The organism is Rhodanobacter sp. UC4451_H18, assembly GCF_052978225.1.
This window is the reverse complement of record NZ_CM129663.1, coordinates 2,543,022-2,566,321: the sequence shown is the minus strand read 5'-3', so window position 1 is coordinate 2,566,321 and position 23,300 is coordinate 2,543,022. Positions and strand designations below refer to the sequence as shown.

At 69.2% G+C, this 23,300-nt stretch carries 20 protein-coding genes; 18 read left to right on the top strand and 2 right to left on the bottom strand.

Features of this window, described 5'->3' with window-relative positions:
* Positions 1-45: 45 nt before the first annotated feature.
* Together ACVCMG_RS11635 and ACVCMG_RS11630 are read right to left on the bottom strand one after the other, a co-directional pair.
* Positions 46-1,335, bottom strand: coding sequence for a cytochrome c (locus ACVCMG_RS11635; RefSeq protein WP_447114185.1), 1,290 nt, complete (start codon positions 1,333-1,335; stop codon positions 46-48).
* Positions 1,332-2,066: a c-type cytochrome gene (locus tag ACVCMG_RS11630; RefSeq protein WP_447114184.1), complete on the bottom strand. Its 735-nt coding sequence runs from the start codon at positions 2,064-2,066 to the stop codon at positions 1,332-1,334. Before ACVCMG_RS11630 ends, ACVCMG_RS11635 begins: the two co-directional genes overlap by 4 nt.
* Before the next feature lie 384 nt (positions 2,067-2,450).
* Between ACVCMG_RS11630 and ACVCMG_RS11625 the strand changes: the two genes are divergently transcribed.
* The 18 genes from ACVCMG_RS11625 (at position 2,451) to ilvA (ending at position 23,293) form a co-directional block, all read left to right on the top strand.
* A complete protein-coding gene (locus tag ACVCMG_RS11625; RefSeq protein ID WP_395120572.1) occupies positions 2,451-3,602 on the top strand; it encodes a homoserine dehydrogenase in 1,152 nt (383 codons plus the stop codon).
* Entirely contained in the window at positions 3,599-4,588 is a 990-nt protein-coding gene (locus ACVCMG_RS11620; RefSeq protein WP_447114183.1) for a homoserine kinase, read from the top strand. Before ACVCMG_RS11625 ends, ACVCMG_RS11620 begins: the two co-directional genes overlap by 4 nt.
* A 128-nt stretch (positions 4,589-4,716) precedes the next feature.
* Positions 4,717-5,988, top strand: a complete 1,272-nt coding sequence (gene thrC, locus ACVCMG_RS11615) for a threonine synthase (protein WP_447115413.1) — start codon at positions 4,717-4,719, stop codon at positions 5,986-5,988.
* 115 nt (positions 5,989-6,103) lie between these two features.
* Complete coding sequence (locus ACVCMG_RS11610) at positions 6,104-6,487, top strand: hypothetical protein (RefSeq protein ID WP_395120575.1); 384 nt, start codon at positions 6,104-6,106, stop codon at positions 6,485-6,487.
* A 166-nt stretch (positions 6,488-6,653) separates the two neighbouring features.
* Positions 6,654-7,091 (top strand): hypothetical protein, encoded by a 438-nt coding sequence (locus tag ACVCMG_RS11605; RefSeq protein WP_395120577.1) that lies wholly within the window; start codon positions 6,654-6,656, stop codon positions 7,089-7,091.
* The gene (locus ACVCMG_RS11600) at positions 7,088-9,364 is read left to right on the top strand and encodes a hypothetical protein (protein WP_447114182.1); all 2,277 of its coding nucleotides are present in this window, start codon (positions 7,088-7,090) and stop codon (positions 9,362-9,364) included. The genes ACVCMG_RS11605 and ACVCMG_RS11600 overlap by 4 nt, the downstream gene beginning before the upstream one ends.
* A gap of 11 nt (positions 9,365-9,375) precedes the next feature.
* On the top strand, positions 9,376-9,948 hold the full coding sequence (locus tag ACVCMG_RS11595) for a hypothetical protein (RefSeq protein WP_395120580.1): 573 nt from the start codon (positions 9,376-9,378) through the stop codon (positions 9,946-9,948).
* A 418-nt stretch (positions 9,949-10,366) separates the two neighbouring features.
* On the top strand, positions 10,367-11,989 hold the full coding sequence (locus ACVCMG_RS11590) for a 2-isopropylmalate synthase (RefSeq protein ID WP_395120582.1): 1,623 nt from the start codon (positions 10,367-10,369) through the stop codon (positions 11,987-11,989).
* Positions 11,986-12,981, top strand: coding sequence for a branched-chain amino acid transaminase (locus ACVCMG_RS11585; RefSeq protein WP_395120584.1), 996 nt, complete (start codon positions 11,986-11,988; stop codon positions 12,979-12,981). The genes ACVCMG_RS11590 and ACVCMG_RS11585 overlap by 4 nt, the downstream gene beginning before the upstream one ends.
* Positions 12,978-14,393, top strand: coding sequence for a 3-isopropylmalate dehydratase large subunit (gene leuC, locus ACVCMG_RS11580; protein WP_447114181.1), 1,416 nt, complete (start codon positions 12,978-12,980; stop codon positions 14,391-14,393). Before ACVCMG_RS11585 ends, leuC begins: the two co-directional genes overlap by 4 nt.
* Entirely contained in the window at positions 14,390-14,971 is a 582-nt protein-coding gene (gene leuD / locus ACVCMG_RS11575; protein ID WP_447106969.1) for a 3-isopropylmalate dehydratase small subunit, read from the top strand. The genes leuC and leuD overlap by 4 nt, the downstream gene beginning before the upstream one ends.
* Positions 14,968-16,065 carry a 3-isopropylmalate dehydrogenase gene (leuB, locus tag ACVCMG_RS11570; protein WP_447106970.1) on the top strand — a complete coding sequence of 366 codons (1,098 nt, stop codon included), beginning with the start codon at positions 14,968-14,970 and terminating at the stop codon, positions 16,063-16,065. The genes leuD and leuB overlap by 4 nt, the downstream gene beginning before the upstream one ends.
* 324 nt (positions 16,066-16,389) lie before the next feature.
* Positions 16,390-18,102, top strand: a complete 1,713-nt coding sequence (ilvD, locus tag ACVCMG_RS11565) for a dihydroxy-acid dehydratase (protein ID WP_447114180.1) — start codon at positions 16,390-16,392, stop codon at positions 18,100-18,102.
* Positions 18,099-19,109, top strand: a complete 1,011-nt coding sequence (ilvC, locus tag ACVCMG_RS11560; RefSeq protein WP_395120594.1) for a ketol-acid reductoisomerase — start codon at positions 18,099-18,101, stop codon at positions 19,107-19,109. Before ilvD ends, ilvC begins: the two co-directional genes overlap by 4 nt.
* A 68-nt stretch (positions 19,110-19,177) precedes the next feature.
* The gene (locus tag ACVCMG_RS11555; RefSeq protein WP_395120596.1) at positions 19,178-19,519 is read left to right on the top strand and encodes a hypothetical protein; all 342 of its coding nucleotides are present in this window, start codon (positions 19,178-19,180) and stop codon (positions 19,517-19,519) included.
* Between the two features lie 112 nt (positions 19,520-19,631).
* Positions 19,632-21,431, top strand: a complete 1,800-nt coding sequence (gene ilvB / locus ACVCMG_RS11550) for a biosynthetic-type acetolactate synthase large subunit (RefSeq protein WP_447115412.1) — start codon at positions 19,632-19,634, stop codon at positions 21,429-21,431.
* 63 nt (positions 21,432-21,494) lie between these two features.
* On the top strand, positions 21,495-21,743 hold the full coding sequence (gene ilvN / locus ACVCMG_RS11545) for an acetolactate synthase small subunit (RefSeq protein ID WP_395120598.1): 249 nt from the start codon (positions 21,495-21,497) through the stop codon (positions 21,741-21,743).
* Positions 21,740-23,293 carry a threonine ammonia-lyase, biosynthetic gene (gene ilvA, locus ACVCMG_RS11540; RefSeq protein ID WP_447114179.1) on the top strand — a complete coding sequence of 518 codons (1,554 nt, stop codon included), beginning with the start codon at positions 21,740-21,742 and terminating at the stop codon, positions 23,291-23,293. Before ilvN ends, ilvA begins: the two co-directional genes overlap by 4 nt.
* Positions 23,294-23,300: the final 7 nt, after the last annotated feature.

The following is a 23,300-nucleotide window of genomic DNA, read 5'->3' as shown; positions in this document are numbered from 1 at the left end:
CCGCTTTCACTCCTCTGGCGGGTCATGCGCTACCCGGCGCCCGGCTCAATCCACCGGCGTATGCCGCGAGCGGCTCACCTCGACGGGCGCCACCGCGCTGGCCTTGTTCGACCACGACTGGCGGACGTAGCTGACCACGGCGGCCACGTCCTCGTCGCTCAGTTGCTGCGCGAACGGCGGCATCGAGTACGGCCGCGGATTGGCCGCGGTGGCCGGCGCGAAGCCACCCAGCAGCACGCTGCGGATCGCATTGATGCTGGTCGGTCCGGTGACCGAGGTGTTGCCGTCCAGCGGCGGATAGATGCCGGCCACGCCCTGGCCGTTGTCACCGTGGCAATCGGCGCAGTGCTTCGCATAGAGCTTGCCGCCCTGCTCGTGGCTGGCCGCCTGGGGGAACGCGACCGGTGCGGCCGGCGCGCGCGGCGGCAACGCTTGCAGGTAGGTCGCCACCGCCTGCAGGTCGGCGTTGGTCATGTGCTGGGTGCTCAGCCGCACCACGTCGGCCATCGGTCCGAATGCGCTGCCTTTGGACGACTGGCCGGTCTTCAGCAGGTCGATGACGTCCTGCGCGCTCCAGCCTTCCAGGCCGCCGCCGCTGCGCGTGCTGAGATCGGGCGCATACCAGTCCAGCTGCGGGATCTGCCCGCCGGTGAGGTGCTGGTTCTGCTCGATGCCGCCGAGCGAATCGCGCGGCGCGTGGCATTCGTTGCAATGGCCCAGCCCCTGCACCAGGTAGGCGCCGCGATTCCACTGCGGCGACTGCGCGGGATCGGGTTGGTACACGCCGGGCTTGAAGTACAGCGCGCGCCACGCCACCAGGCTGCTGCGCACGTTGTAGGGAAACTCCAGGCCGGTCGGCTGCGCCGGCTGGTTCACCGGCGGCAGCGATTTCAGGTAGGCGAAGATCGACAGCGCATCGTCGCGCGTGACCCTGGTGAACGAGGTGTAGGAGAACACCGGGTACAGCAGCTGGCCGTGGCGGCCCTTGCCCAGGTGCAGCGCGGCCCAGAAATCGTCGAAGCTCCACTGGCCGATGCCGGTGTCCGCGTCCGGCGTGATGTTCGGCGCCGGCACGTCGCCGAACGGCGTGGCCAGCGAGCGGCCGCCCGCATACGGCTGGCCGCCGCGCGCGGTGTGGCAGGCGGCGCAGTCGCCGACGGTGGCCAGGTACTTGCCGCGCTCGATCCGCGCCGGATCGACCAGCGCGGCCGCATCGGCCTCGCGCTGGACCGGCGTGGACAGTGCGCGCTGGTCGCGCGCGAGATACCACCACGCTGCCGCGCCGATCAGCAGCAGGACCACCAGCAAGCCGACGCCGCGTCGCAACCACTTCATGGATTCACCTCGCTGTGGCCCATCACGCACCAGCCCGGCAGCGGCGTCGTCTGCGCCGCGGCGGGCTGCGGGTGCATGTCCGCCGCCGGCGCGTGGCTGGCCAGCCACGCGGACACCGCGGCGATATCCGACTCGCGCATGCGGTTGGCCACCACGCCCATGCAATACGGCCCTTCCGCCGCGCGGGTATGCGTGCGCCACGACACCAGCTGGTTGCTGATGTAGCCGGAGGACAGACCGACCAGGCCCGGCATCATCGGCTCGAAGCCGGTGAGCTTGTCGCCGTGGCAGCTTACGCACGAAGGCACGGCGCGGGCGGGATCGCCGTGCAGCACCACCTGTTCGCCGCGGCGCAGGACCTCGGTCGACACGGCGGGCTGCGGCCAGCGGTGGTACGGCAGATCCTGCGCGGCGAAGTATTCCGCGATCTGGCGCAGGTAGGGCTGGCTCAGCTGGCGCACCACGTATTCCATCGGCGCATGCCGGCGCTGGCCGGACTGGAAGTACTCCAGTTGCTGCAGCAGGTAACCCGCCGGCTTGCCGGCCAGGCGCGGCGCCAGCACGCCATCGGGCGAACCCTCGCCGCGCGCGCCGTGGCAACTGGTGCACGCGGCCACGCGCTGTTCCAGGGTGTCGGGAGCGGCTGCGGCCAGCGCGGCCGCGGCACTGCAAAACGCAAGCAGCGCGACCGCCGCGCGAAGCGACGAGCGTCGGTAAGGGGGACGGATCATCCGCCCATGGTAATCCCGGGCGCCGTTTCGCCGGGGACTCGCGACATCCTGCCGCACTGCCACCCGACCCCCGAAGCCGCTGCCGGGCGGGCGAAAAGTTGCAAATGAATCTGTTGACCGCAGCGCAACATTGCCCGTATGGTCGATGCATGTCGCCGATTTCAGCCCCCGCCCGCCTGTTTGCCGCCCCGGTTCGCACCGGCGGCGCGACGGTGCGCGCGGGCGCCATCGCCACGACTACCCGCACGATTACCACCGGTACTACGAGTCCCGGGCGGAGCGTCGTGCGCAGCTGAAGTTTCCACGCAACGGCCCGCCCTCGACGAGGCGGGCCGGCTGATACCGACACGCCAGCGAGCACGGGCCTCCACCGGAGAGGCCACCGTGATCACCTGTGCACCCGAGCAAGCCAAGCATGTTCCGCTGCCGCCGCTGTCCCCGCATGCCACCGGCAGCACGCGGCTGCGCACGCTGGCGGTGGGCGTGATTGGCCCCGGCCGCGTCGGCAGCGCCCTGCTCGCCCAGCTGCGTGCGGCGCAGCCGCGGCTGGCGCGCACGCTCGGCCTGGACCTCAGGCTTTGCGGGGTGGTCGCCCGCAAGCGCATGTGGCTGGATTGCGACGATGCCGAACTCAACGACCGCCACGGCGGCGCGCAGACCTGGCGCCCGAATGATCTGGACGCGTTCGCCGCGCACGTGCGCGGCACCGATGGCCGCCATGCGCTGCTGATCGACTGCAGCGCCAGCGACGAAGTGGCCTCGCACTATCCGCAGTGGCTGGCCGCGGGCATCCACGTGGTGACGCCGAACAAGCTCGCCGGCAGCGGCCCGCTGCCGCGCTGGCAGGCGATCCACACCGCCTGCGCCGGCGGCGCGCGCTTTCGCTGCGAGGCCACCGTCTGCGCCGGCCTGCCGGTGGTGCAGACCCTGCGCGACCTGCTCGACACCGGCGACGAACTGCTCGCGGTGGAAGGCATGTTCTCCGGCACGCTGGCCTGGCTGTGCAACCGCCACGACGGCCGGCAACCATTCTCCGCACTGGTGCGCGAGGCGCATGCGCTGGGCTATACCGAACCCGATCCGCGCGACGATCTTTCCGGCCTGGACGTGGCGCGCAAGCTGGTGATCCTGGCGCGCGAGGCTGGCTGGCCGCTGTCGCTGGAAGACGTCGACCTGGAAAGCCTGGTGCCGGCATCGCTCGCCGCACTGGACCGCGAGGAGTTCTTCGCGCGGCTGGGCGAGCTCGATGCGCCGATGGCCGCCGCGCTGGCCCGCTCGCGCGAGGCTGGCGGCGTGCTGCGCCATGTTGCCCACCTCGACCGCCATGGCCACGCCAGCGTGCGACTGCAGGTGCTGCCGGCCAGCCACGCGTTCGCGCACACGCGGCTGACCGACAACGTGGTGCAGTTCAGCACGCGCCGCTACTGCGATAATCCGCTGCTGGTGCAGGGTCCGGGCGCCGGGCCGGAGGTCACCGCGGCCGGCGTGTTCGCCGACCTGCTGCGCATCGCCGAATCGCTGGCGGTGCATGCATGAACACGCCGCTACAGGAACCGCTCATGGCTGCACACGCACGACCGCCGCACCTCGCCCACGCCTTCGCCCCGGCCAGCGTCGGCAACGTCGGCGTCGGCTTCGACCTGCTCGGCCACAGCGTGGCCGGCGCCGGCGACCGCGCCGAGGTGCGCCGCATCGAGGAACCGGTGGTGCGCATCGCCGCCATCCGCGGCTGCGTGGAAGGCCTGCCGCTCGACCCGCGGCACAACACGGCCGGCACCGCGCTGCTGTCGCTGCATCGCGCACTGAAGCTGCCGTTCGGTTTCGAGCTGGTGCTGCACAAGGGCATTGCGCTGGGCTCGGGCATGGGCGGTTCGGCGGCCTCGTGCGTGGCCGCACTGGTCGCCGCCAACGCCTTGCTGGAACAGCCGCTGTCGCGCGAGGCGCTGTACCCGTTCGCACTCGACGGCGAAGCGGTGGCCAGCGGCAGCCGCCACGGCGACAACCTCGGCTCGATGCTGCTCGGCGGCCTGGTCCTGGCCACCCACGAGCGCTTGGTGCGCATCGCCGTGCCGGCGGCATGGCACTGTGCGCTGGTGCATCCGCACGTGGTGCTGGAGACGCGCCGCGCGCGCGCCGCGCTGGCCGGCCACTACGAGCTGGGCGAGTTCGTGGCGCAGAGTTCGAACCTCGCCCTGGTGCTGACCGGCTGCCAACGCGGCGACGCGACGCTGGTGCGCGAAGGCCTGAAAGACGTGCTGGTGGAACCGCGCCGCGCCCCGCTGATACCGCACTTCGCGCAGGTGAAGCAGGCCGCGCTCGACCACCACGCCCTCGGCGCCAGCATCTCCGGCGCCGGCCCCAGCGTGTTCGGCTGGTACGACAACCGCGCCGATGCCGAGGCGGCCAGCGTGGCGATGCAGGCCGCCTTCGCCGACGCCGGGCTGGACAGCGATGCGTGGGTGTCGCCGATCGAGGGGCCGGCCGCCACGTTGATCGATTCTCTCGAAGAGACCCTGCCATGACCCGGCGCCCCACTTGCAGGAGCCCGCTCGCGGACGATGCTCCGACGGATCCCGAATCCCGGCTTCAAGAGCATCGCCCGCAAGCGGGCTCCTGCGCGAGCACACGCGGAGCGGCGCCGGCCGTACCGATCGGCGAGGCGATCGCCGCCGGCCTCGCCCCCGACGGTGGCCTGTACGTGCCCGAACAGCTGCCGCGGCTCGATCCCGCCGCCTTCGATCCGCACGGCACGCTGGCCGACACCGCCACCACCTTGCTGGAGCCGTTCTTCGCCGGCGACGCGCTGGCCGACGCACTACCCGCGATCTGCGCCGAAGCCTTCACCTTCGACGCACCACTTCGTCCGCTGCCCGCCCATCCGCACACGCTGATGCTGGAGCTGTTCCACGGCCCCACTTCGGCGTTCAAGGATTTCGGCGCGCGCTTCCTCGCCGCCTGCCTGCGCCGGCTACCGCGGGCCGATGCGCGACCGCTGACGATCCTCGTCGCCACCTCCGGCGACACCGGCGCCGCGGTAGCCGCGGCGTTCCACCGCCAGCCGAACGTCCGCGTGGTGATCCTCTACCCCGACGGCCGGGTTTCGCCGCGCCAGGCGCACCAGCTCGGCTGCTTCGGCGACAACGTGACCGCGCTGCGCGTGGCCGGCCGCTTCGACGATTGCCAGCGCATGGTCAAGGCCGCACTCAACGACGCGGCACTGCAGGCCGACGTACCACTGTCCTCCGCCAACAGCATCAGCCTCGGCCGCCTGCTGCCACAGATGAGCTACTACGCCCACGCCGCGCTGCGCTGGTGGCGCGAACACCGCACGCCGCTCAACTTCATCGTCCCCACCGGCAATCTCGGCAACGCCATGGCCTGCCTGTGGGCGCGCGAAATGGGCCTGCCGATCGGCGAAGTGCGCCTGGCCTGCAACGCCAACGCCACCCTGCCCGACTACTTCGCCGGCGCCGACTATCGACCGCGCGAAGCCGTCGCCACCCTCGCCAACGCGATGGACGTCGGCGCGCCCAGCAACTTCGAACGCCTGCGCTGGACCTTCCCCGACGAAACGGAACTCCGCCGTCTGCTGCAAGCCCGCAGCGTCGACGACGCCACCATTGGACACACCATCGCCACGCACGCGCGCGACCAAGGCGAGGTGTTCTGCCCGCACACCGCCACGGCGATGCACGAACTGGATCGGCTGCGCGAGGCAGGCGATACGTCCACGTGGGCCATCGTCGCCACCGCGCATCCGGCCAAGTTCGAGGGCGTGGTGGAGCCGCTGATTGGGGCGCCAGTGGCGGTACCACCGCCTCTTGCCGCGTTATTGGAACGTCCCTCCAGCGCCAACCCCATCACCGCCGACGACAACGCACTCAGTACGCGACTGCGCCAAGACGGGAAACATTCCGATTGACCCATCTCGATCGTCCGTGTTGTGCTTCCAAAACGGGATTGAACCGACGCCCGACGACCCCCTGGATCGGCAGCAATCGGTCGTGCCGCGAGTTGGAATGCACATGGAGTAGCGCATGAGTCTGAAGGAAATACTGTTGGCCTCCCGAGAAGCGGGAGACTACACGCCAGCCTGGGAGCAATTGGTCAATACCAAGGTGTTCGTATCCGTTATCACCAACGACTCGGGGTCAACGACAAGCGATTTTCGATTCGAGATCGCGAAATCCGAACAAGACGGGAACCCCTACGTCGTGGTGTCCGACAACCTCGACGACTTGACCCGATGTGGCCGCACTACCGCCATACGCGAGAACGCATACAAGCTCATGAAAATGATGCACCCGGGGCTCGGCATGATCGTGGCGCTTGCCGGAGGAGAGCATTTCTACATCCCTCCCGGCCTGATCGACTGGATTCGCAAGAGCGCGCAAGTAGTGGCCGATTCAAGCGGAGGCTAGCATTCAGCTGAGCCTGACGTAAAGAATATGGTCATCTCGGCCTGACAGCAAGCGCACCATGCTGCGTGGTGCCTTGGGTCGCGCGAAATGAATGTCGAGGGCGCGCCTCTTCGGGCGAGTCCGAGGGCAGGAGGCGTTTGTACCGATGCATGTGCAAGGAGAACCTATGGGTGTACACGACTGGGTCACGTTCAAACAAGGCCGCGCGAGATTCGCGGGCGGCATACGCGGTTGGGACGAGGTTGGTCACGAAACGTTTGCCGTCGAGCTGGGTGACCGGGTGCTCTACGGGGAGATCAAGACATCCTTCCTGCCGGACGGCAACAACTTCAACATCGAGATCGTCTCTTTTGGCTACTTCTCCCAGGGAGACGTAGCCATGCCCAGGCCCGGACGTACCTCCACCAGGCTTTCTCCCGACGATATGGTGTTGGCCAGGTCACTGATTTCCGAACTTGTCAGCCACGTCAGCCAGGAAGACGACTCGGTGGAAAAGCCATTCGTCATGTCGTCCGACAGTGAGTCAAGGTTCGCCGGGAATGTGCACTTTGCAGATCACTGGGTGCTTGAAGCGAGCGATCGCGATGATAGGGCCACACCGTGACGTCCTTCGCGAATGACATCCAACGCCTCCGCAGTGCGTCCTCTTTGGCCGATATCCAGAAGATCGTTCGCGGTTACTCCGCCGAGGCGCCGGCCGGAAGCCAAGGAGGCATCCTGTACAGCGGGCGAGTCGGCGAAGTGAGGGCGGAAATCATCGCGCTGGAAATTGCGGATATCACGGGGCAACCGATCATCAACAGAACGCCTCGCGCCGTATTCCTTTCGACCGCGGAACGAGACATCAAGTCGGCGGCGACCCGGATCTATCGCGAACAAGGCCTGTCGCGAACCGCGGCAATGGATTTGGCGACGAGCTTTCTTTACGGACAGAACAATGCCCCGATTCACGGCCCAACTTCGCTGGACGGATGTCTTTGGGGCGAGACTTCAAGGGAATTCGCCGGGTCACTGCGGGGCGATATCTCGCTGATTGCATCGCAGGCGGAGTTCGGGCGCGTCTTCGCCGCTGCAGAAACTCCTGCCGCTCTCGAAAACGGGAACATCATGTCCATTGGGGGGCACTCCACCGACGCGCTGCGCAAACTTGCCCGCCATGGCGAGGCCAGTGAAATTCTTGCCTATACCCAGAGCAGGTTCATAAAAGCTGCGGCAAACGGCATTTTTGTTTCGCCGCAGAACGCGGGCCCAGAGTTATCGAAAATCGTTATCTCCAAGGAGGTCGCAGCGTCACTTGGCCTCGATACCAAAGCATTTTTCTTCACAGCGGATCTCGAAGCGGCGGGCTTGAGACGGATATCGTTGACATCGACTGCACCTCCAAAGGTGCTCGGCACGCCCCCCATGCAATCGACTAGTTTGCCGGCGACGCGAGCCGCAAGCGTGATAGACGTCGAAGCTGGCCAGTACCTGCGCATGGCTGCGACCAAGAGCCTGAGTGCCGGCGCCTTGGCCTTCTTTGCCTATGACGCTTACACCACCGCCAAGCAATACCAGACGCTAAGCGCACAGAGCAACCCGTTCGGAGCAGATGCATTGCTTCGCCGCTATGAAGGGCGCACGGCGGGTGGCCTGATCGGAGGCATCGCAGCGGGTGCCGCCTATGGATTTGTGGCGGGCGCGGAAACTGGCCCCGGCGCGCTCGTCACTGGCATGGTCGGCAGCGTGGCGGGGGCATTTGAAGGCGACCGGCTTGCCGTGACGATCACCGAGCACAAGGTCAATCATCAGACCGGCGCCGACGGCGTCACCTACATGTACGAAGGCGGTGTCTGGAAGCACACGCACTATCAGCTCGATCCCGATGGCTCCGCGGTGCCGAACCCTTACGGCGCCCCATCGATGCAGGCGGCGGTGACGACGGCACCGGCCGAGCAGGTGGCGCAACTGGACTACCAGCGCATGACCGCGATCACCTCGCTGGCGCTGGCCAATCCGGCCACGCAGGACACGCGGCTGATCGAGCTGGATGGCATCCGCTGGCACGCCACGCGCACCGGTTGGGCGCAGACGGTGGAACTCCCCGGCCTGCCCAACAACAGCTTCGGCATTCCTGCTTTCACGACGGTGGACCGGCCTGCCGATGCGCAGACCGCCAAGGCGCTGGACCAGCTCGCCGCCAACCGGGAATTCAACAACACGCACTACGCCGAGGCCGTGGCCAACGCCTACGTGATGGATTACTACGGCAAGGGCTGGAGCGAGACCGGTCCTCTGCCCGAGGTTGTTACCCAGGCTCTCGGGCTGGCCAGCGAGAAGCACATCACCGACCCGCAGACCGGGCACGCCTGGAACGCCGACGGCCACGGGCATTTCAGCAGGGAGGAAACGCGGCTGATCGGCAGGGTGGTGATCCACGAGTCGCACGGAGCGAGCGGCGAAGAGCTGTCGCGACTCAGCCAGCTGCAACAGTCGGCCGTTCGCGCGAATGCGGACTACGGCAGACAGTTGATCGCGCAGAAGTACGAAGAGTGGCGGGCGACGCAGGTGCATGCGCCGATCGAGCGCGGCGCCATCGGACCCGATCATCATCCAGCTCCGCCCGAATCCGTGCCAACGTCTCCCGACCTGACATCCGCATCCACACGCACGGCGCCGCCGATCACGCCGGCAAGTTCCGATCGCGCCATGTTCGATGCGCTGGTCGCGGCCGCGCGCACGATGGACATCGACGCCATGCGTTCGATCGGCCAGCAATACCTGCAGTCGGAACAAGGGCAGGCGTGGCTGGCGGCGGGGCAACAACTCAACCAGCAACTTGCGCAACAGGCGGAACGGGAGGCGCAGGTGCGGCAAACGGTGGCGATGCAACGATGAGGATGGAACCCATGAGCCAAGACATCGACAAGTCGAACCATGCGCAGACGGAGGACCTGCGCGCGCTGGCGCTGCAACTGGCGGCATTCACCGGCGTGCTGGAGCAGCGCGGCGAGCAGGTCGTGCAGGAGACTCACGACGCCGTGCAACGCCTCGATCGCGCTGCCCACGGCCTGGCCGGCACTTCCGAACGGCTGGCCGCCAGCGCCATCGACCACATCCGGCAAGCCGCGGCCAGCGCGGTGGCTGGCGGATTGCACCAGCCACTGGAGGGAGCCCGATACACCATGCAGGACGGCACCCAGCAACTCCAGCGTGCCCTCCACGAGCTGGAAGAGCGCACTTGCCGCCTCGGCAAGGCGTTGTCAGCGCATGCGTGGAAGACCTTCGTAGCCAGCGCCGTGGCTTCGCTGGCGGTGATCGGCGTGGCGGTCTGCGTCGGCGTGCGGGCGCATCGGGAAAGCGTGCGCGCCGAATGGATCGGCCAGATCAACACCGCCATCGCCAACGGCAAGCTGGCGCGTTGCGCCGACGGCGGATTGTGCGCGCGCGCGGGCAACAAGTGGATGCGTCTGGACCCCTAGGCGCAGCGCGACATCGTGCTGTCGGTAGCCGATCCCGGCGAGAGCCAATGGTTTCATCTGAATCTATTTGGAAGCCTAGCCGTCCAAATTGCGCTGCGGCGGCTTGGAAGATTTCGTCATGAAGATTTTTGTTGACAGGCTCGCCGGCATCGCTTACGGTCGGCTTCATGTCGCAACGCAGCAGCCACTGCCGCACCGCCGAAATGAACCGTCTCGCGACGGTTGACGGCCTGCTGCAGGCTCGCGGCACGCTCATTATTACCCTCGTACTCGTACTCCTTATTACCAACGGAGGTGCGGGCTGAGGGCATGTGTCCAGGTAGCTAGAAAAACCTGAAAACACCCAAAGAACCCCGCACCCGGTAACGGATGCGGGGTTTTTTTGTGCCTTCGGCGACGCCCACACAGCGGAGCCATGATGAAAAACCCCGACCAGCACAACGCCCCCGCCAGCGACGACGACGTAGCCGCCGACCGCGTGCGCATCTTCGACACCACCTTGCGCGACGGCGAGCAGACGCCCGGTTTCTCGATGGACCGGCGCGCCAAGCTGCGCATGGCGCAGATGCTCGAATCGCTCGGCGTGGACGTGCTCGAGGCGGGTTTTCCGCAGGCCTCGCCGGATGATTTCGCCGCGGTGGCGCAGATCGCCGAGTCGCTGAAATCCACCACCGTGTGCGCGCTGGCGCGCTGCCAGTCCGGCGACATCGACAGCGCCGCCCGCGCGCTGGAGCGGGCACAGCGTTCGCGCATCCACGTTTTCATCTCCACCAGCGCGCTGCATCGCGAGCACAAGCTGGGCATGAGCAAGGCGCAGGTGCTGGATGCCGCGGTGGCCGCGGTGGAACAGGCGCGCGAACGCTGCCACGAAGTGGAGTTCTCCGCCGAGGACGCGATGCGCACCGAGCCGGAGTTCCTCGCCGAGATATTCGCCGCCGCCGTTGCAGCCGGCGCCAGCACGCTCAATGCACCGGACACGGTCGGCTACATGACGCCGGCCGAGATCGCCGAACGTTTCGCCTGGCTGCGTGCCCACGTCGCCGGCGCCGAACGCGTGGTGTTCTCCAGCCATTGCCACAACGACCTCGGCATGGCGGTGGCCAACAGCCTGGCCGCGGTGGAGGCCGGCGCGCGCCAGGTGGAATGCACCGTCAACGGTATCGGCGAGCGCGCCGGCAACGCCGCGCTGGAGGAGATCGTGATGGCGTTGAAGGTGCGCGGCGCGTACTTCGGCGCGGATACCCGCATCGATACGCGCAAGCTGCATCCCGCCTCGCGCCTGCTGTCGCAACTCACCGGCCAGCAGGTGCAGCGCAACAAGGCAATCGTCGGCGCGAACGCCTTCGCGCACGAGTCGGGCATCCACCAGCACGGCATGCTCAAGCATCGCGGCACCTACGAAATCATGCGCCCGCAGGACGTGGGCCTGGCCGAGACCAAGCTGGTGCTGGGCAAGCACTCCGGTCGCGCCGCGCTGCGCCAGCGGTTGCAGGCGCTGGGCCACGCGCCGGGAGAAGCAGCTTTGGACGCGATCTTCGCGCGCTTCAAGACGCTGGCCGACAAGAAGCGCGAGGTGCACGACGAGGATCTGGAAGCGCTGGCGCTGGGCCAGGACCCCGACGCGCTGGGTCCGTGGCGACTGCTGCGTCTGGACACCAGCACGCACCTGGGTGCCGGCGCCTCGGCGGCGGTGAAACTGCGCCACGACGATGGCCGTGAAGCCGCCGAAGCGGCGATCGGCGACGGCCCGGTCGACGCGGTGCTGCGCGCCATCGAACGCGCCACCGACAGCGACCTGCGGCTGACGGATTTCCAGGTGCGCGCGGTCAGCGAGGGCGGCGATGCCCAGGGCCAGGCTCGGCTGGTCGCCCGCCATGCCGGCCGCGACTGGAACGGCGACGGCGTCAGCACCGACATCGTCGAAGCCACCGCGCAGGCCGCGCTGGCCATCGTCAATCGCATCGAACGACACGCGCCGGTCACGCCAGCGACCGCATCCCCAACCCCACGCAACACCAAAGCCCTGGGAGCCACCGCATGAGTACGCCCTTCGTCTGGCACAACGGCCGGATCAAGCCGTGGGCCGATGCCAACGTCCACGTCAGCACGCACGCACTGCACTACGGCTCGTCGGTGTTCGAGGGCGAGCGCGTCTATGCCACACCGAACGGGCCAGCCTATTTTCGCCTGGCCGAACACACCCGCCGGCTGTTCGAGTCGGCGCGCGTCTACGAGATCGAGGTGGGCTACAGCGAAGACGAGATCAACGCCGCGTGCCTGGAACTGATCCGCGCCAACGCGATGCCGTCGGCCTACGTGCGGCCGATCGTGTTCCGCGGCGCCGGCGGGTTGGGCGTGCTGGCAAGGGATGGCGCGCCGGTGGAGGTGGCGATCATCGCGCTGAACTGGGGCGCGTACCTGGGCGAGGCGGCCGAGCGCGGTGCCGACGTGTGCGTGTCGTCGTGGAACCGTCCCGCGCCGAACACCATCCCCAGCTGGGCCAAGGCCGGCGGCAACTACCTGTCCAGCCAGCTGATCGGACTGGAGGCACGCCGCAACGGCTACGACGAGGGCATCGCGCTGGGCCACAACGGCCTGCTCAGCGAAGGTGCCGGCGAGAATCTGTTCCTGGTGAAGCGCGGCAAGCTGCTCACCCCGCCGTCCAGCGCCGGCATCCTGGCCGGCATCACGCGCGACGCGGTACTCACCCTGGCCGCGGACCTCGGCATCGCGGTGGAGGAGCGCGAGCTGCCGCGCGAGGCGTTGTATTCCGCCGACGAAGTGTTCATGACCGGTACCGCCGCCGAAATCACCCCGGTGCGTTCGGTCGACCGCAAGGCGATCGGCAAGGGCGCACCGGGGCCGATCACGAAGGCTTTGCAGCAGGCGTTCTTCGGCCTGTTCGACGGCCGCACCGAGGATCGCTACGGCTGGTTGAGTGTGGTCAATGCAGTCGTCCCTGATTGTGGCTCAGCACCAGCTGGTGATCGCGCTCAGGGACGAGCGCACGAAGTGACGGAGGTCGCGGCATGACCTCACGGACCCTCTTCGAGAAAGTCTGGGACGCCCACGTCGTCGTCGCCGAAACCGCCGACACGCCGGCGGTGATCTACGTCGACCTGCACCTGGTGCACGAGGTCACCTCGCCGCAGGCGTTCAGCGAACTGCGCGAGCGTGGGCTGAAACTGCGCCGGCCCGACCGCATGCTGGCCACGCTGGATCATTCCACGCCGACCCTGCCGACGAATGCCGACGGCAGCCGCCCGTATGCGAACGCCGAGGCGCAGGCGCAGGTCGCGCAGCTGGAAGCGAACTGCCGCGAGTTCGGCGTCGAACTGCACGGCTGGGACAGCGCCGACCGCGGCATCGTGCACGTGATCGGCCCCGAGCTGGGCGCGACCCAGCCGGGCATGACCATTGTCTGCGGCGACAGCCACACCTCCACCCACGGCGCGTTCGGCGCGCTGGCGTTCGGCATCGGCACCACCGAGGTCGGCCACGTGATGGCCACGCAGTGCCTGCTGCAGCGCAGGCCGAAGACCATGGCGATCCACGTGGACGGCCAATTGCCGCCGGGCGTGGGCGCGAAGGATCTGATCCTGCACATCATCGGCACGATCGGCGTCGATGGCGGCACCGGCCACGTGCTGGAGTACCGCGGTGCGGCGATCGAGGCGCTGTCGATGGACCAGCGCATGACCGTCTGCAACATGTCGATCGAGGCCGGCGCGCGCGCCGGGCTGATCGCGCCGGACGAGACCACGTTCGCCTGGCTGAAGGGTCGCCCGCGCGTGCCGCAGGGCGCCGCGTGGGACGCGGCGGTGGCGAGGTGGCGCGCATTGCGCAGCGACGACGGCGCGCGCTACGACCGCGAGGTGCGCATCGACGCCGGCGCGGTGAGACCCACCGTCACCTACGGCACCCATCCGGGCATGGCGATCGCGATGGACGCGCCGGTACCGGCGGCGACCAATGCGCAGGAACGCCGCGCGCTCGACTACATGCAGAGCACGCCCGGCCAGCCGATGCAGGGCACGCCGGTCGACGTCGTGTTCGTCGGCAGCTGCACCAACTCGCGCCTGTCCGACCTGCGCGAAGCGGCGCGCGTGCTGCATGGCCGACGCATCGCGCAAGGTGTACGCATGCTGGTGGTGCCCGGTTCCGAGGCGGTGCGCCGCGACGCCGAGCGCGAAGGCCTGCACCACGTGTTCACCGCCGCCGGCGCCGAGTGGCGCGTGCCCGGCTGCTCGATGTGCATCGCGATGAACGGCGACCTGGCGCAGCCGGGCCAGCTGGTGGTGAGCACCTCCAACCGCAACTTCGAAGGCCGCCAGGGCAAGGGCGCACGCACCGTGCTGGCCAGCCCGGCCACCGCCGCCGCATCGGCGATCGCCGGGCGCATCGCCGATCCGCGCGAGTACACGACGCAGGAGCAAGCCGCATGAAACCGATCACCCGCCTCCACTCCCGCACCGCCGTGCTGGCCGACGAGAACATCGACACCGACCGCATCATCCCGGCGCGCTTCCTCACCACCACCACGCGCGAGGGGCTGGGCCAGCTGTGCTTTCACGACTGGCGCTACCAGGCCGACGGCAGCGACAACCCGGCGTTCCCGCTGAACCGGCCGGAAGCGCGCGGCTGCTCGATCCTCGTCGCCGGGCGCAACTTCGGCTGCGGCTCCTCACGCGAGCACGCGCCGTGGGCGCTGCTGGATTACGGCATCCAGGCGGTGCTGTGCAGCGAGATCGCGGACATCTTCCGCGGCAACGCGCTGAAGAACGGCTTGCTGGCGATCCAGCTCGCGGCGCGGGAACACCACTGGCTGCTCAAGCACCCCGGCATCGAGCTGGCGATCGACGTGCGCGGCCAGTTCATCGAACTGCCCGACGGCGGCCACATCCCGTTCGCGCTGGAGCCGTTCGCGCGGCACTGCCTGCTCAACGGCGTCGACCAGCTCGGCTACCTGCTGCAGCAGGGTGAGGCCATCCATCGGTACGAACAACAGGAGCAAGCGGCATGAAGGCACGCATCGTCACCCTGCCCGGCGATGGCGTCGGCCCCGAGGTCACCGCCGCCGCGGTGGCCGTATTGAAGACCGTGGCCGCGCGCCATGAGCACGTGTTCGCGTTCGAGGAACAGCTGATCGGCGGCATCGCGATCGACGCCACCGGCGAACCGCTGCCGGCCGCTTCGCTGGCCGCGTGCCGGTCCGCCGATGCGGTGCTGCTGGGCGCCGTTGGCGGCCCGAAGTGGTCCGATCCGAACGCATCCGTGCGCCCCGAACAGGGCCTGCTGGCGCTGCGCGCTGCGCTCGGCGTGTACGCGAACCTGCGCCCGCTGCAGGTGCATCCGGCGCTGGCCAACCTGTCGCCGCTGAAGAACGACAAGCTGGAAAACGTCGACGTGCTGTTCGTGCGCGAGCTCACCGGCGGCGCCTATTTCGGCGCGAAGACGCGCAGCGCCGACGCCGCCACCGACGAGTGCAGGTACACCGTGGCCGAGATCGAGCGCGTGGTGCGCCGTGCGTTCGATCTGGCGCGCGACCGCCGCCGCCATGTCACCTCGGTCGACAAGGCGAACGTGCTGGAAACCTCGCGGCTGTGGCGCAGCACGGTGCAGCGCATCGCCGCCGACTACCCCGACGTCAAGCTCGAGCACCAGCTGGTCGACTCGATGGCGATGCTGCTGCTGACCCAGCCGAACCGCTACGACGTGGTGGTCACCGAGAACCTGTTCGGCGACATCCTCACCGACGAGGCCGCCGCGCTGGCCGGCTCGCTCGGCCTGCTGCCGTCGGCGTCGCTGGGCGACGGTCGCCGTGGACTGTACGAACCGATCCACGGCTCGGCGCCGGACATCGCCGGCCAGGGCGTGGCCAACCCGGTCGGCGCCATCCTTTCCGCCGCGCTGCTGCTGCGCCATTCGCTGGGCCTGGAAGCCGAAGCGGCGGCGATCGAATCGGCGGTCGAGCAGGTGCTGCGCCACGGCCCGCACAGTCGCGACATCGGCGGCAGCGCCGGCACCGACGAGGTGCGCGATGCAGTGATCGCCGCGATCGACGAGCACGCCGGCAGCGCCGCCGTGTTCTTTGCCGGAGCACGCGCATGCGGCTGATCCGGCCAGCTTTCCCCGGCGGGCACACGGACGTGCCCGCATTTTCTGCCGCCCCCTGCGCGCATGCGACATGGATGGCTCCTGCACGCCGCGATGGCGCCGACTCCCTCGCCATTCCGTCGACCTCCCTCGCGCGCAGGGGGCGCTTTTCCATTCGCTGCCAATCGACTTCATGGCGAGCACCCACCCCTCATCCGCCCCTTCGAGGCCCCTTCATTCGGGCCATCCCTGGCCCTCACCCTGCGGGGGGCTGGCGCCGTGCAAATCGGCCTTCCTGCCGATTTGTCTCCCCGTCAAGGGAGTTAGTCCTTCGGAGCTTTCTTCATGCGCAGTGACCTGATCAAGAGCGGCCCCGACCGCGCGCCCGCCCGTGCCATGTTGCGCGCCACCGGCCTGGACGACGCCGCGCTGAAGAAGCCGCTGGTGGCGGTGGTGCACACCTGGTCGGACGTCTCGCCATGCAACCTCAACCTGCGCGATCTCGCGCAGGCAGCGATGGAAGGCGTGCGCGCTGCCGGCGGCACGCCGGTGGAGTTCAACACCATCGCGGTCACCGACGGCATCGCCATGGGCACGCCGGGCATGCGCTATTCGCTGGTCAGCCGCGAGGTCATCACCGACTCGATCGAGGCGGCGGTGGAAGGCCACCTGTGCGACGCCATGGTGGTGCTGTGCGGCTGCGACAAGACCATCCCCGCTGCCGCGATGGCAATGGCGCGGCTGGACATCCCGGCCGTCGCGCTCTATGGCGGCACCATCGCGCATGGCCTGCACAAGAACCGGCCGATCACCATCCAGCAGGTGTTCGAGGCGGTGGGCGCGCACGGCGCAGGCAAGATCGACGACGCGGAACTGCACGCGGTGGAATGCGACGCCTGCGGCGGCGCCGGCGCCTGCGGCGGCCAGTTCACCGCCAACACCATGGCGATGGTGCTGACCACGCTGGGGCTGTCGCCGATGGGACTGAACGACATTCCTGCCACCCATCCGGACAAGCTCGCCGCCGCGCGCCGCTGCGGCGAGCTGGTGATGGACTGCCTGCGCGAGGGCCGCACGCCGCGTGCCCTGATCAGCCGCACCGCGATGCACAACGCCGCGCGCATGGTCGCGGCCACCGCCGGCTCCACCAACGCGGTGCTGCACCTGCTCGCGATCGCCCGCGAGGCCGGCGTGGACTGGTCGCTGGAGGATTTCCAGCCGGCCACCGAGGCCACTCCGGTGATCGCCGACCTGCTGCCCTCCGGCCGCTACACCGCGGTGGAGATGTTCGACGCCGGCGGCGCCGCGCGCGTGGCGCAGGAGCTGATCGAAGCCGGCATGCTGATCGACGCGCCCACCGTCACCGGCCGCAGCCTGTTCGCGGAGGCCGCCGCCGCGCCACGCTTCGCCGACCAACCGGTGATCGCGCCCGTGAGTGCGCCGCTGAAACCGCACGGCGGCTATTCCATTCTCTACGGCAATCTCGCGCCGGATGGCTGCATCCTGAAGATCCCCGGCAAGCACGGCCCCGGCCACGGCGGCACCCGCTTCGAGGGCAGCGCACGCGTGTTCGAGAGCGAGGAGGCTGCCTTCGCCGCCGTGCAGGAAGGCCGCATCGCGAAGGGCGACGTGGTGGTGATCCGCAACGAAGGCCCGGCCGGCGGCCCCGGCATGCGCGAGATGCTCGGCGTCACCGCCGCGCTGATCGGCCGCGGTCTCGGCGACGACGTGGCGCTGATCACCGACGGCCGCTTCTCCGGCGCCACCCACGGCTTCATGGTCGGCCACATGGCGCCGGAAGCCGCCCGCGGCGGGCCGATCGCGCTGCTGGCCGACGGCGACTGCATCCGCATCGACGCGCTCGCCCGCGAAATTTCCACCGACGCCGACCTCGCCGCGCGCCGCGCGCGGTGGCAGCCACCGGCACCGAAAGTCAGCCGCGGCGTGCTCGCCAAGTTCGCCCTGCTGGTGGGCTCTGCCTCCGATGGCGCCACCACGCAACCCGCCTCACCCGCACCGCACACCACCATCGCATCCAACCAGGGAGTCACCGCATGAGCAGCAACAACACCCTCGCCAAATCCCGCATCGCCGTGCTCGGCTACGGCAGCCAGGGCCGCGCGCACGCGCTGAACCTGCGCGACTCCGGCCTCGACGTGGTGGTCGGCCTGCGCCCGAACGGGCCGACCTGGCACAAGGCGAAAGCCGACGGCTTCAAGGTCGCCGAGCCGGCCGAGGCGGTGAAAGGCGCCGACCTGGTCGCCGTGCTCACGCCCGACATGGTGCAGCCCGCGCTGTACAAGGAAGCGATCGAGCCGAACCTCAAGCCCGGCGCCGCGCTCTTGTTCGCGCACGGTTTCAACGTGCATTTCGGGCAGATCGTGCCGCGCGCCGACGTCGACGTGATCCTGGTCGCACCCAAGGGCCCCGGCGCGCTGGTGCGCAGCGAGTACGAGCGCGGCCGCGGCGTGCCGTGCATCTGGGCGGTGCACCAGGACGTCAGCGGCCAGGCCGAGGCGAAGACGAAAGGCTACGCCGACGGCATCGGCGGCGGCCGCGCGATGCTCATCAAGACCGACTTCAAGGAAGAGACCGAGACCGACCTGTTCGGCGAGCAGGCGGTGCTCTGCGGCGGCGCCAGCGAGCTGGTGACCAAGGGTTTCGAGACCCTGGTGGAAGCCGGCTACCAGCCGGAGATCGCCTATTACGAGGTGATGCACGAGCTGAAGCTGATCGTGGACCTGTTCTACGAGGGCGGCCTGGCCAAGATGCTGCAGTTCGTCTCCGAGACGGCGCAGTACGGCGACTACGTCAGTGGCCCGCGGGTGGTCGACGCCGGCGTGAAGGCGCGCATGAAGGAAGTGCTCACCGACATCCAGGACGGCACCTTCGCGCGCAACTGGACGGCCGAATACAAGGCCGGCCTGCCGAACTACAACCGGCTCAAGCAGGCCGACCTCGCGCATCCGATCGAGCAGGTCGGCGCGAAGCTGCGGGCACAGATGCCGTGGCTGCAGCCAAGCGCACCGAAGACCGTCGTCGAGCCGCTGAAGAAAGCCGGTTGAATCCCCGCGGGTCGGCCGGTACTTCGCCGGCGACCCGAATGACTTGTCCCGACATCACGAGGTTTGCCATGAAACGCTTCCACATCGCCCTGGCCGTTGCCGACCTGGACGCCTCCGTCGCCGATTACAGCGCCCGCCTGGGCCAGCCGCCGCACGCGCTGGTGCCCGGCAGCTACGCCCTGTGGCGTACCGACCAGCTCAACTTCTCGATCAGCCGCGAACCCGCGCACGCCGGACAGTTGCGCCACGTGGGTTTCGAGGACGACGACGCGCGCGGCTTCACCTGCGAGGCCGACGTCAACGGCATCGCGTGGGAGAACTTCTCCGCCGTGGCGCAGGAGCTGCGGATCATCTCGACCTACGGCGTGCCCGTGCACCAGGGCGCCGCGGAAGAACTGATCCGCAACTGAGCCGCACCTCTTCGACCCGCCGGCCCGACCGGCACCGCCAGGAGTCATCGTGACCACCTCTTCCCCACCCGCCAGCGCGGCCGTCGCCGTCGCCCATCCCTCACCCGTCGCGGTGCCGGCCAGCGGCGCCGAGGCGATCGTGCAGGTGCTCGCCGACGAGGGCGTGGAGGTGATCTTCGGCTACTCCGGCGGCGCGATCCTGCCGGTGTACGACGCGGTGTTCCGCCACAACGCCTTGCACCCCCGCGAAGACGGCGGCGAGTCGATGCCGCTGGTGGTGCCGGCCAACGAGCAGGGCGCCGGGTTCATGGCGGCCGGCTACGCGCGCGCCTCGGGCAAGGTCGGCGTGGCCATCGTCACCTCCGGCCCGGGTGCGACCAACATGGTCACGCCGGTGCGCGACTCGATGGCCGACTCGATTCCGCTGGTGATGATCTGCGGCCAGGTCGGCACCGCCTCGATCGGCAGCGACGCGTTCCAGGAGGCGCCGGTCAGCAACATCATGGGCGCCTGCGCCAAGCACGTGTTCCTGGTCACCGATGCGGCGCAGCTGGAGGCGACCGTGCGCACCGCGTTCACCCTGGCGCGCAGCGGCCGCCCCGGCCCGGTGGTGGTGGACGTGCCCAAGGACGTGCAGAACGCCGCGATCGACTGGCACGGCAGCGGCGAACTGCTGCTCGGCGGCTATCGCTCGCGGCTGCGCACGGTGGAGCAGGCCAGCCTCTCCGACACGGACTGCGCGGCGTTCTTTGCCGCGCTGGCGCAGGCGCGGCGACCGCTGATCTACGCCGGCGGCGGCGTGATCGCGGCAGACGCCAGCACGGCGCTGCGCGACTTCGTCGACGCCTTCGGGCTGCCGGTCACCACCACCTTGATGGGCCTGGGCGCGTTCGACACCGCCGACCCGCGCGCGCTGCACATGCTCGGCATGCACGGCACCGCCTATGCGAACTACGCGGTGGAAGACTGCGATTTCGTGCTGGCATTGGGCGCGCGCTTCGACGATCGCGTGGCCGGCGTGCCGGACAGGTTCGCGCCGGGCGCGAAGTTCATCGCGCAGATCGACATCGACCCGGCCGAGATCGGCAAGGTCAAGCGCGTGGACTGGCACCACGTCGGCCCGCTCACGCGCGCGCTGGAACGGCTCACCGCGTACGGCCGCGCGCACGCCATCGCGCCGCAGCTCGCCGCGTGGCATGCGCACGTGGCCGGGCTCAAGCGCACGCACGCCATGGACTACGACCGCGCCAGCGCGCTGATCCAGCCATACGCGGTGATCGAGGCGCTCAACCGCCACACGCAGGGCCGCGCGATCATCAGCACCGGCGTCGGCCAGCACCAGATGTGGGCGGCGCAGTACTTCGATTTCCGCGCGCCACGGCATTGGCTCACCTCCGGCTCGATGGGCACGATGGGCTTCGGCCTGCCCGCGGCGATCGGCGCGCAGTTCGCGCACCCGGGCAAGCTCGTGATCGACATCGACGGCGACGCCAGCATCCGCATGAACATCGGCGAGCTGGAAACCGTCACCACCTACGGCCTGCCGCTGAAGGTCGTGGTGCTCAACAACAGCGGCGACGGCATGGTGCGGCAGTGGCAGCGGCTGTATTTCAAGGGTCGCTTTGCCGGCTCCGACAAGAGCCTGCACAAGAAGGATTTCGTGCTCGCCGCGCAGGCCGACGGATTCGCCTGGGCGCGACGACTCGACCAGCCGGCCGCGCTGGAGGCGACCGTCGCCGATTTCCTCGCCTTCGCCGGCCCGGCCTTCCTCGAAGTGGTGATCGACCCGGACGCCGGCGTGTACCCGATGGTCGGCCCTGGCGCCAGCTACGCGCAGATGATCACCGGCGATTTCATCGCCTCGCGCAAGGCGGCAGCCGTGGACGAAGGCGCGACGTCGCACATGTTCTGAGCTTTCGATTTTCCCTTCTCCCTCCGGTGACCGCAGGGAAAGGACCACCCACGGAGCATCGCCATGAACCACACCCTGTCCATCCTGCTGCAGAACGAAGCCGGCGCGCTGGTGCGCGTGGCCGGGCTGTTTGCCGCGCGCGGCTACAACATCGACACGCTGACCGTCGGCCCCACGCACGACCCGTCGGTGTCGCGGCTGGTCCTCACCGTGCAATGCGACGAGGCCGGGCTGGGCCGGATCATGCAGCAGACGCGCAAGCTGGTGGACGTGCTGCAGGTGGCGCACCCGGCCGCCGCGCTCGCCGCGTGAATGCAGCCGCGCCACTGCCGCTCGACGGCGACGACGCCCTGCTCGCGCAGATCCTCGGCGCCCGCGTGCATGACGTGGCGCGCGAATCGGCGCTGGACGAGGCGCCGTTGCTCGGCGCACGGCTGGGCCGGCGCGTACTGCTCAAGCGCGAGGACCAGCAGAGCGTGTTCTCGTTCAAGCTGCGCGGCGCGTACAACCGCATGGTGCAGCTGGATGCGGCACAGCGCGCGCGTGGCGTGATCGCCGCCTCGGCCGGCAACCACGCGCAAGGCGTGGCGCTGGCCGCGGCGAAGCTGGGTATCCGCGCCACCATCGTGATGCCGGTGACCGCGCCGCAGGTGAAGGTGGATGCGGTGCGCCGCTTCGGCGGCGCGATGGTCGAGGTGCTGCTGGCCGGCGACTCCTACAGCGAGGCCCAGGCCGCCGCCGCGCAACTGCAAGCCGAGCGCGCTGCGGTGTTCGTGCATCCGTTCGACGACCCGGCGGTGATCGCCGGCCAGGGCACCATCGCGCTGGAGATCCTGCGCCAGCACCCCGGCCCGCTGCAGGCGGTGTTCGTGCCGGTCGGCGGCGGCGGCCTGCTCGCCGGCGTGGCCGCGTGCATCAAGGCGCTGCGGCCTGCGGTGCAGGTGATCGGCGTGCAGGCGGCGGATTCGGACGCGATGGCGCGCTCGCTGGAGCGCGGCGAGCGCGTGGTGCTGGACGAGGTGGGCCTGTTCGCCGACGGCACCGCGGTGAAGCAGGTCGGCGCGCTGACCTTTGCGCTGTGCCGGCAGCACGTCGATGCCATGCTGCGGGTGGATGCCGACGCGATCTGCGCGGCGATCCGCGACGTCTACCACGACACCCGCAGCGTGCCCGAGCCCGCCGGCGCACTCGCCCTGGCCGGGCTGAAGCAGTACGCCGCCGCGCACCCCGGCGACGACGGCACGCTGGTGGCGATCGTCTCCGGCGCCAACATGAACTTCGACCGCCTGCGCTTCGTCGCCGAGCGCGCCGAGCTGGGCGAGCAGCGCGAGGCGGTGTTCGCGGTGACCATCCCGGAGGAGCGCGGCAGCTTCCGCCGCTTCTGCGCCACGCTGGGCCGGCACCAGATCACCGAGTTCAACTACCGCATCGGCGACACGCACAGCGCACACATCTTCGTCGGCGTGCAGATCGCCAGCCGCGCCGAACGCGAGGCGCTGGTCGCCGCCTTCCATGCGCAGGCCTTCGCCGTGCTCGACCTCACCGACGACGAACTGGCCAAGCTGCACCTGCGCCACATGGTCGGCGGCCGCTCGCCGCTGGCCCGCGACGAACTGCTGTACCGCTTCGAATTCCCCGAACGCCCCGGCGCCCTGGTGCACTTCCTCGACCAGCTGCACCCGGACTGGAACATCAGCCTGTTCCACTACCGCAACCACGGCGCCGACCACGGCCGCATCCTGGTCGGCCTGCAGGTGCCGGCCGCCGAACACGCCCTGTTCGCGCGGTTCCTCGCCACGCTCGGCTACCGGCACGTGGACGACAGCGCGCACCCGGCCTACCGCTTGCTGCTGCGCACGTGAGCGGGAA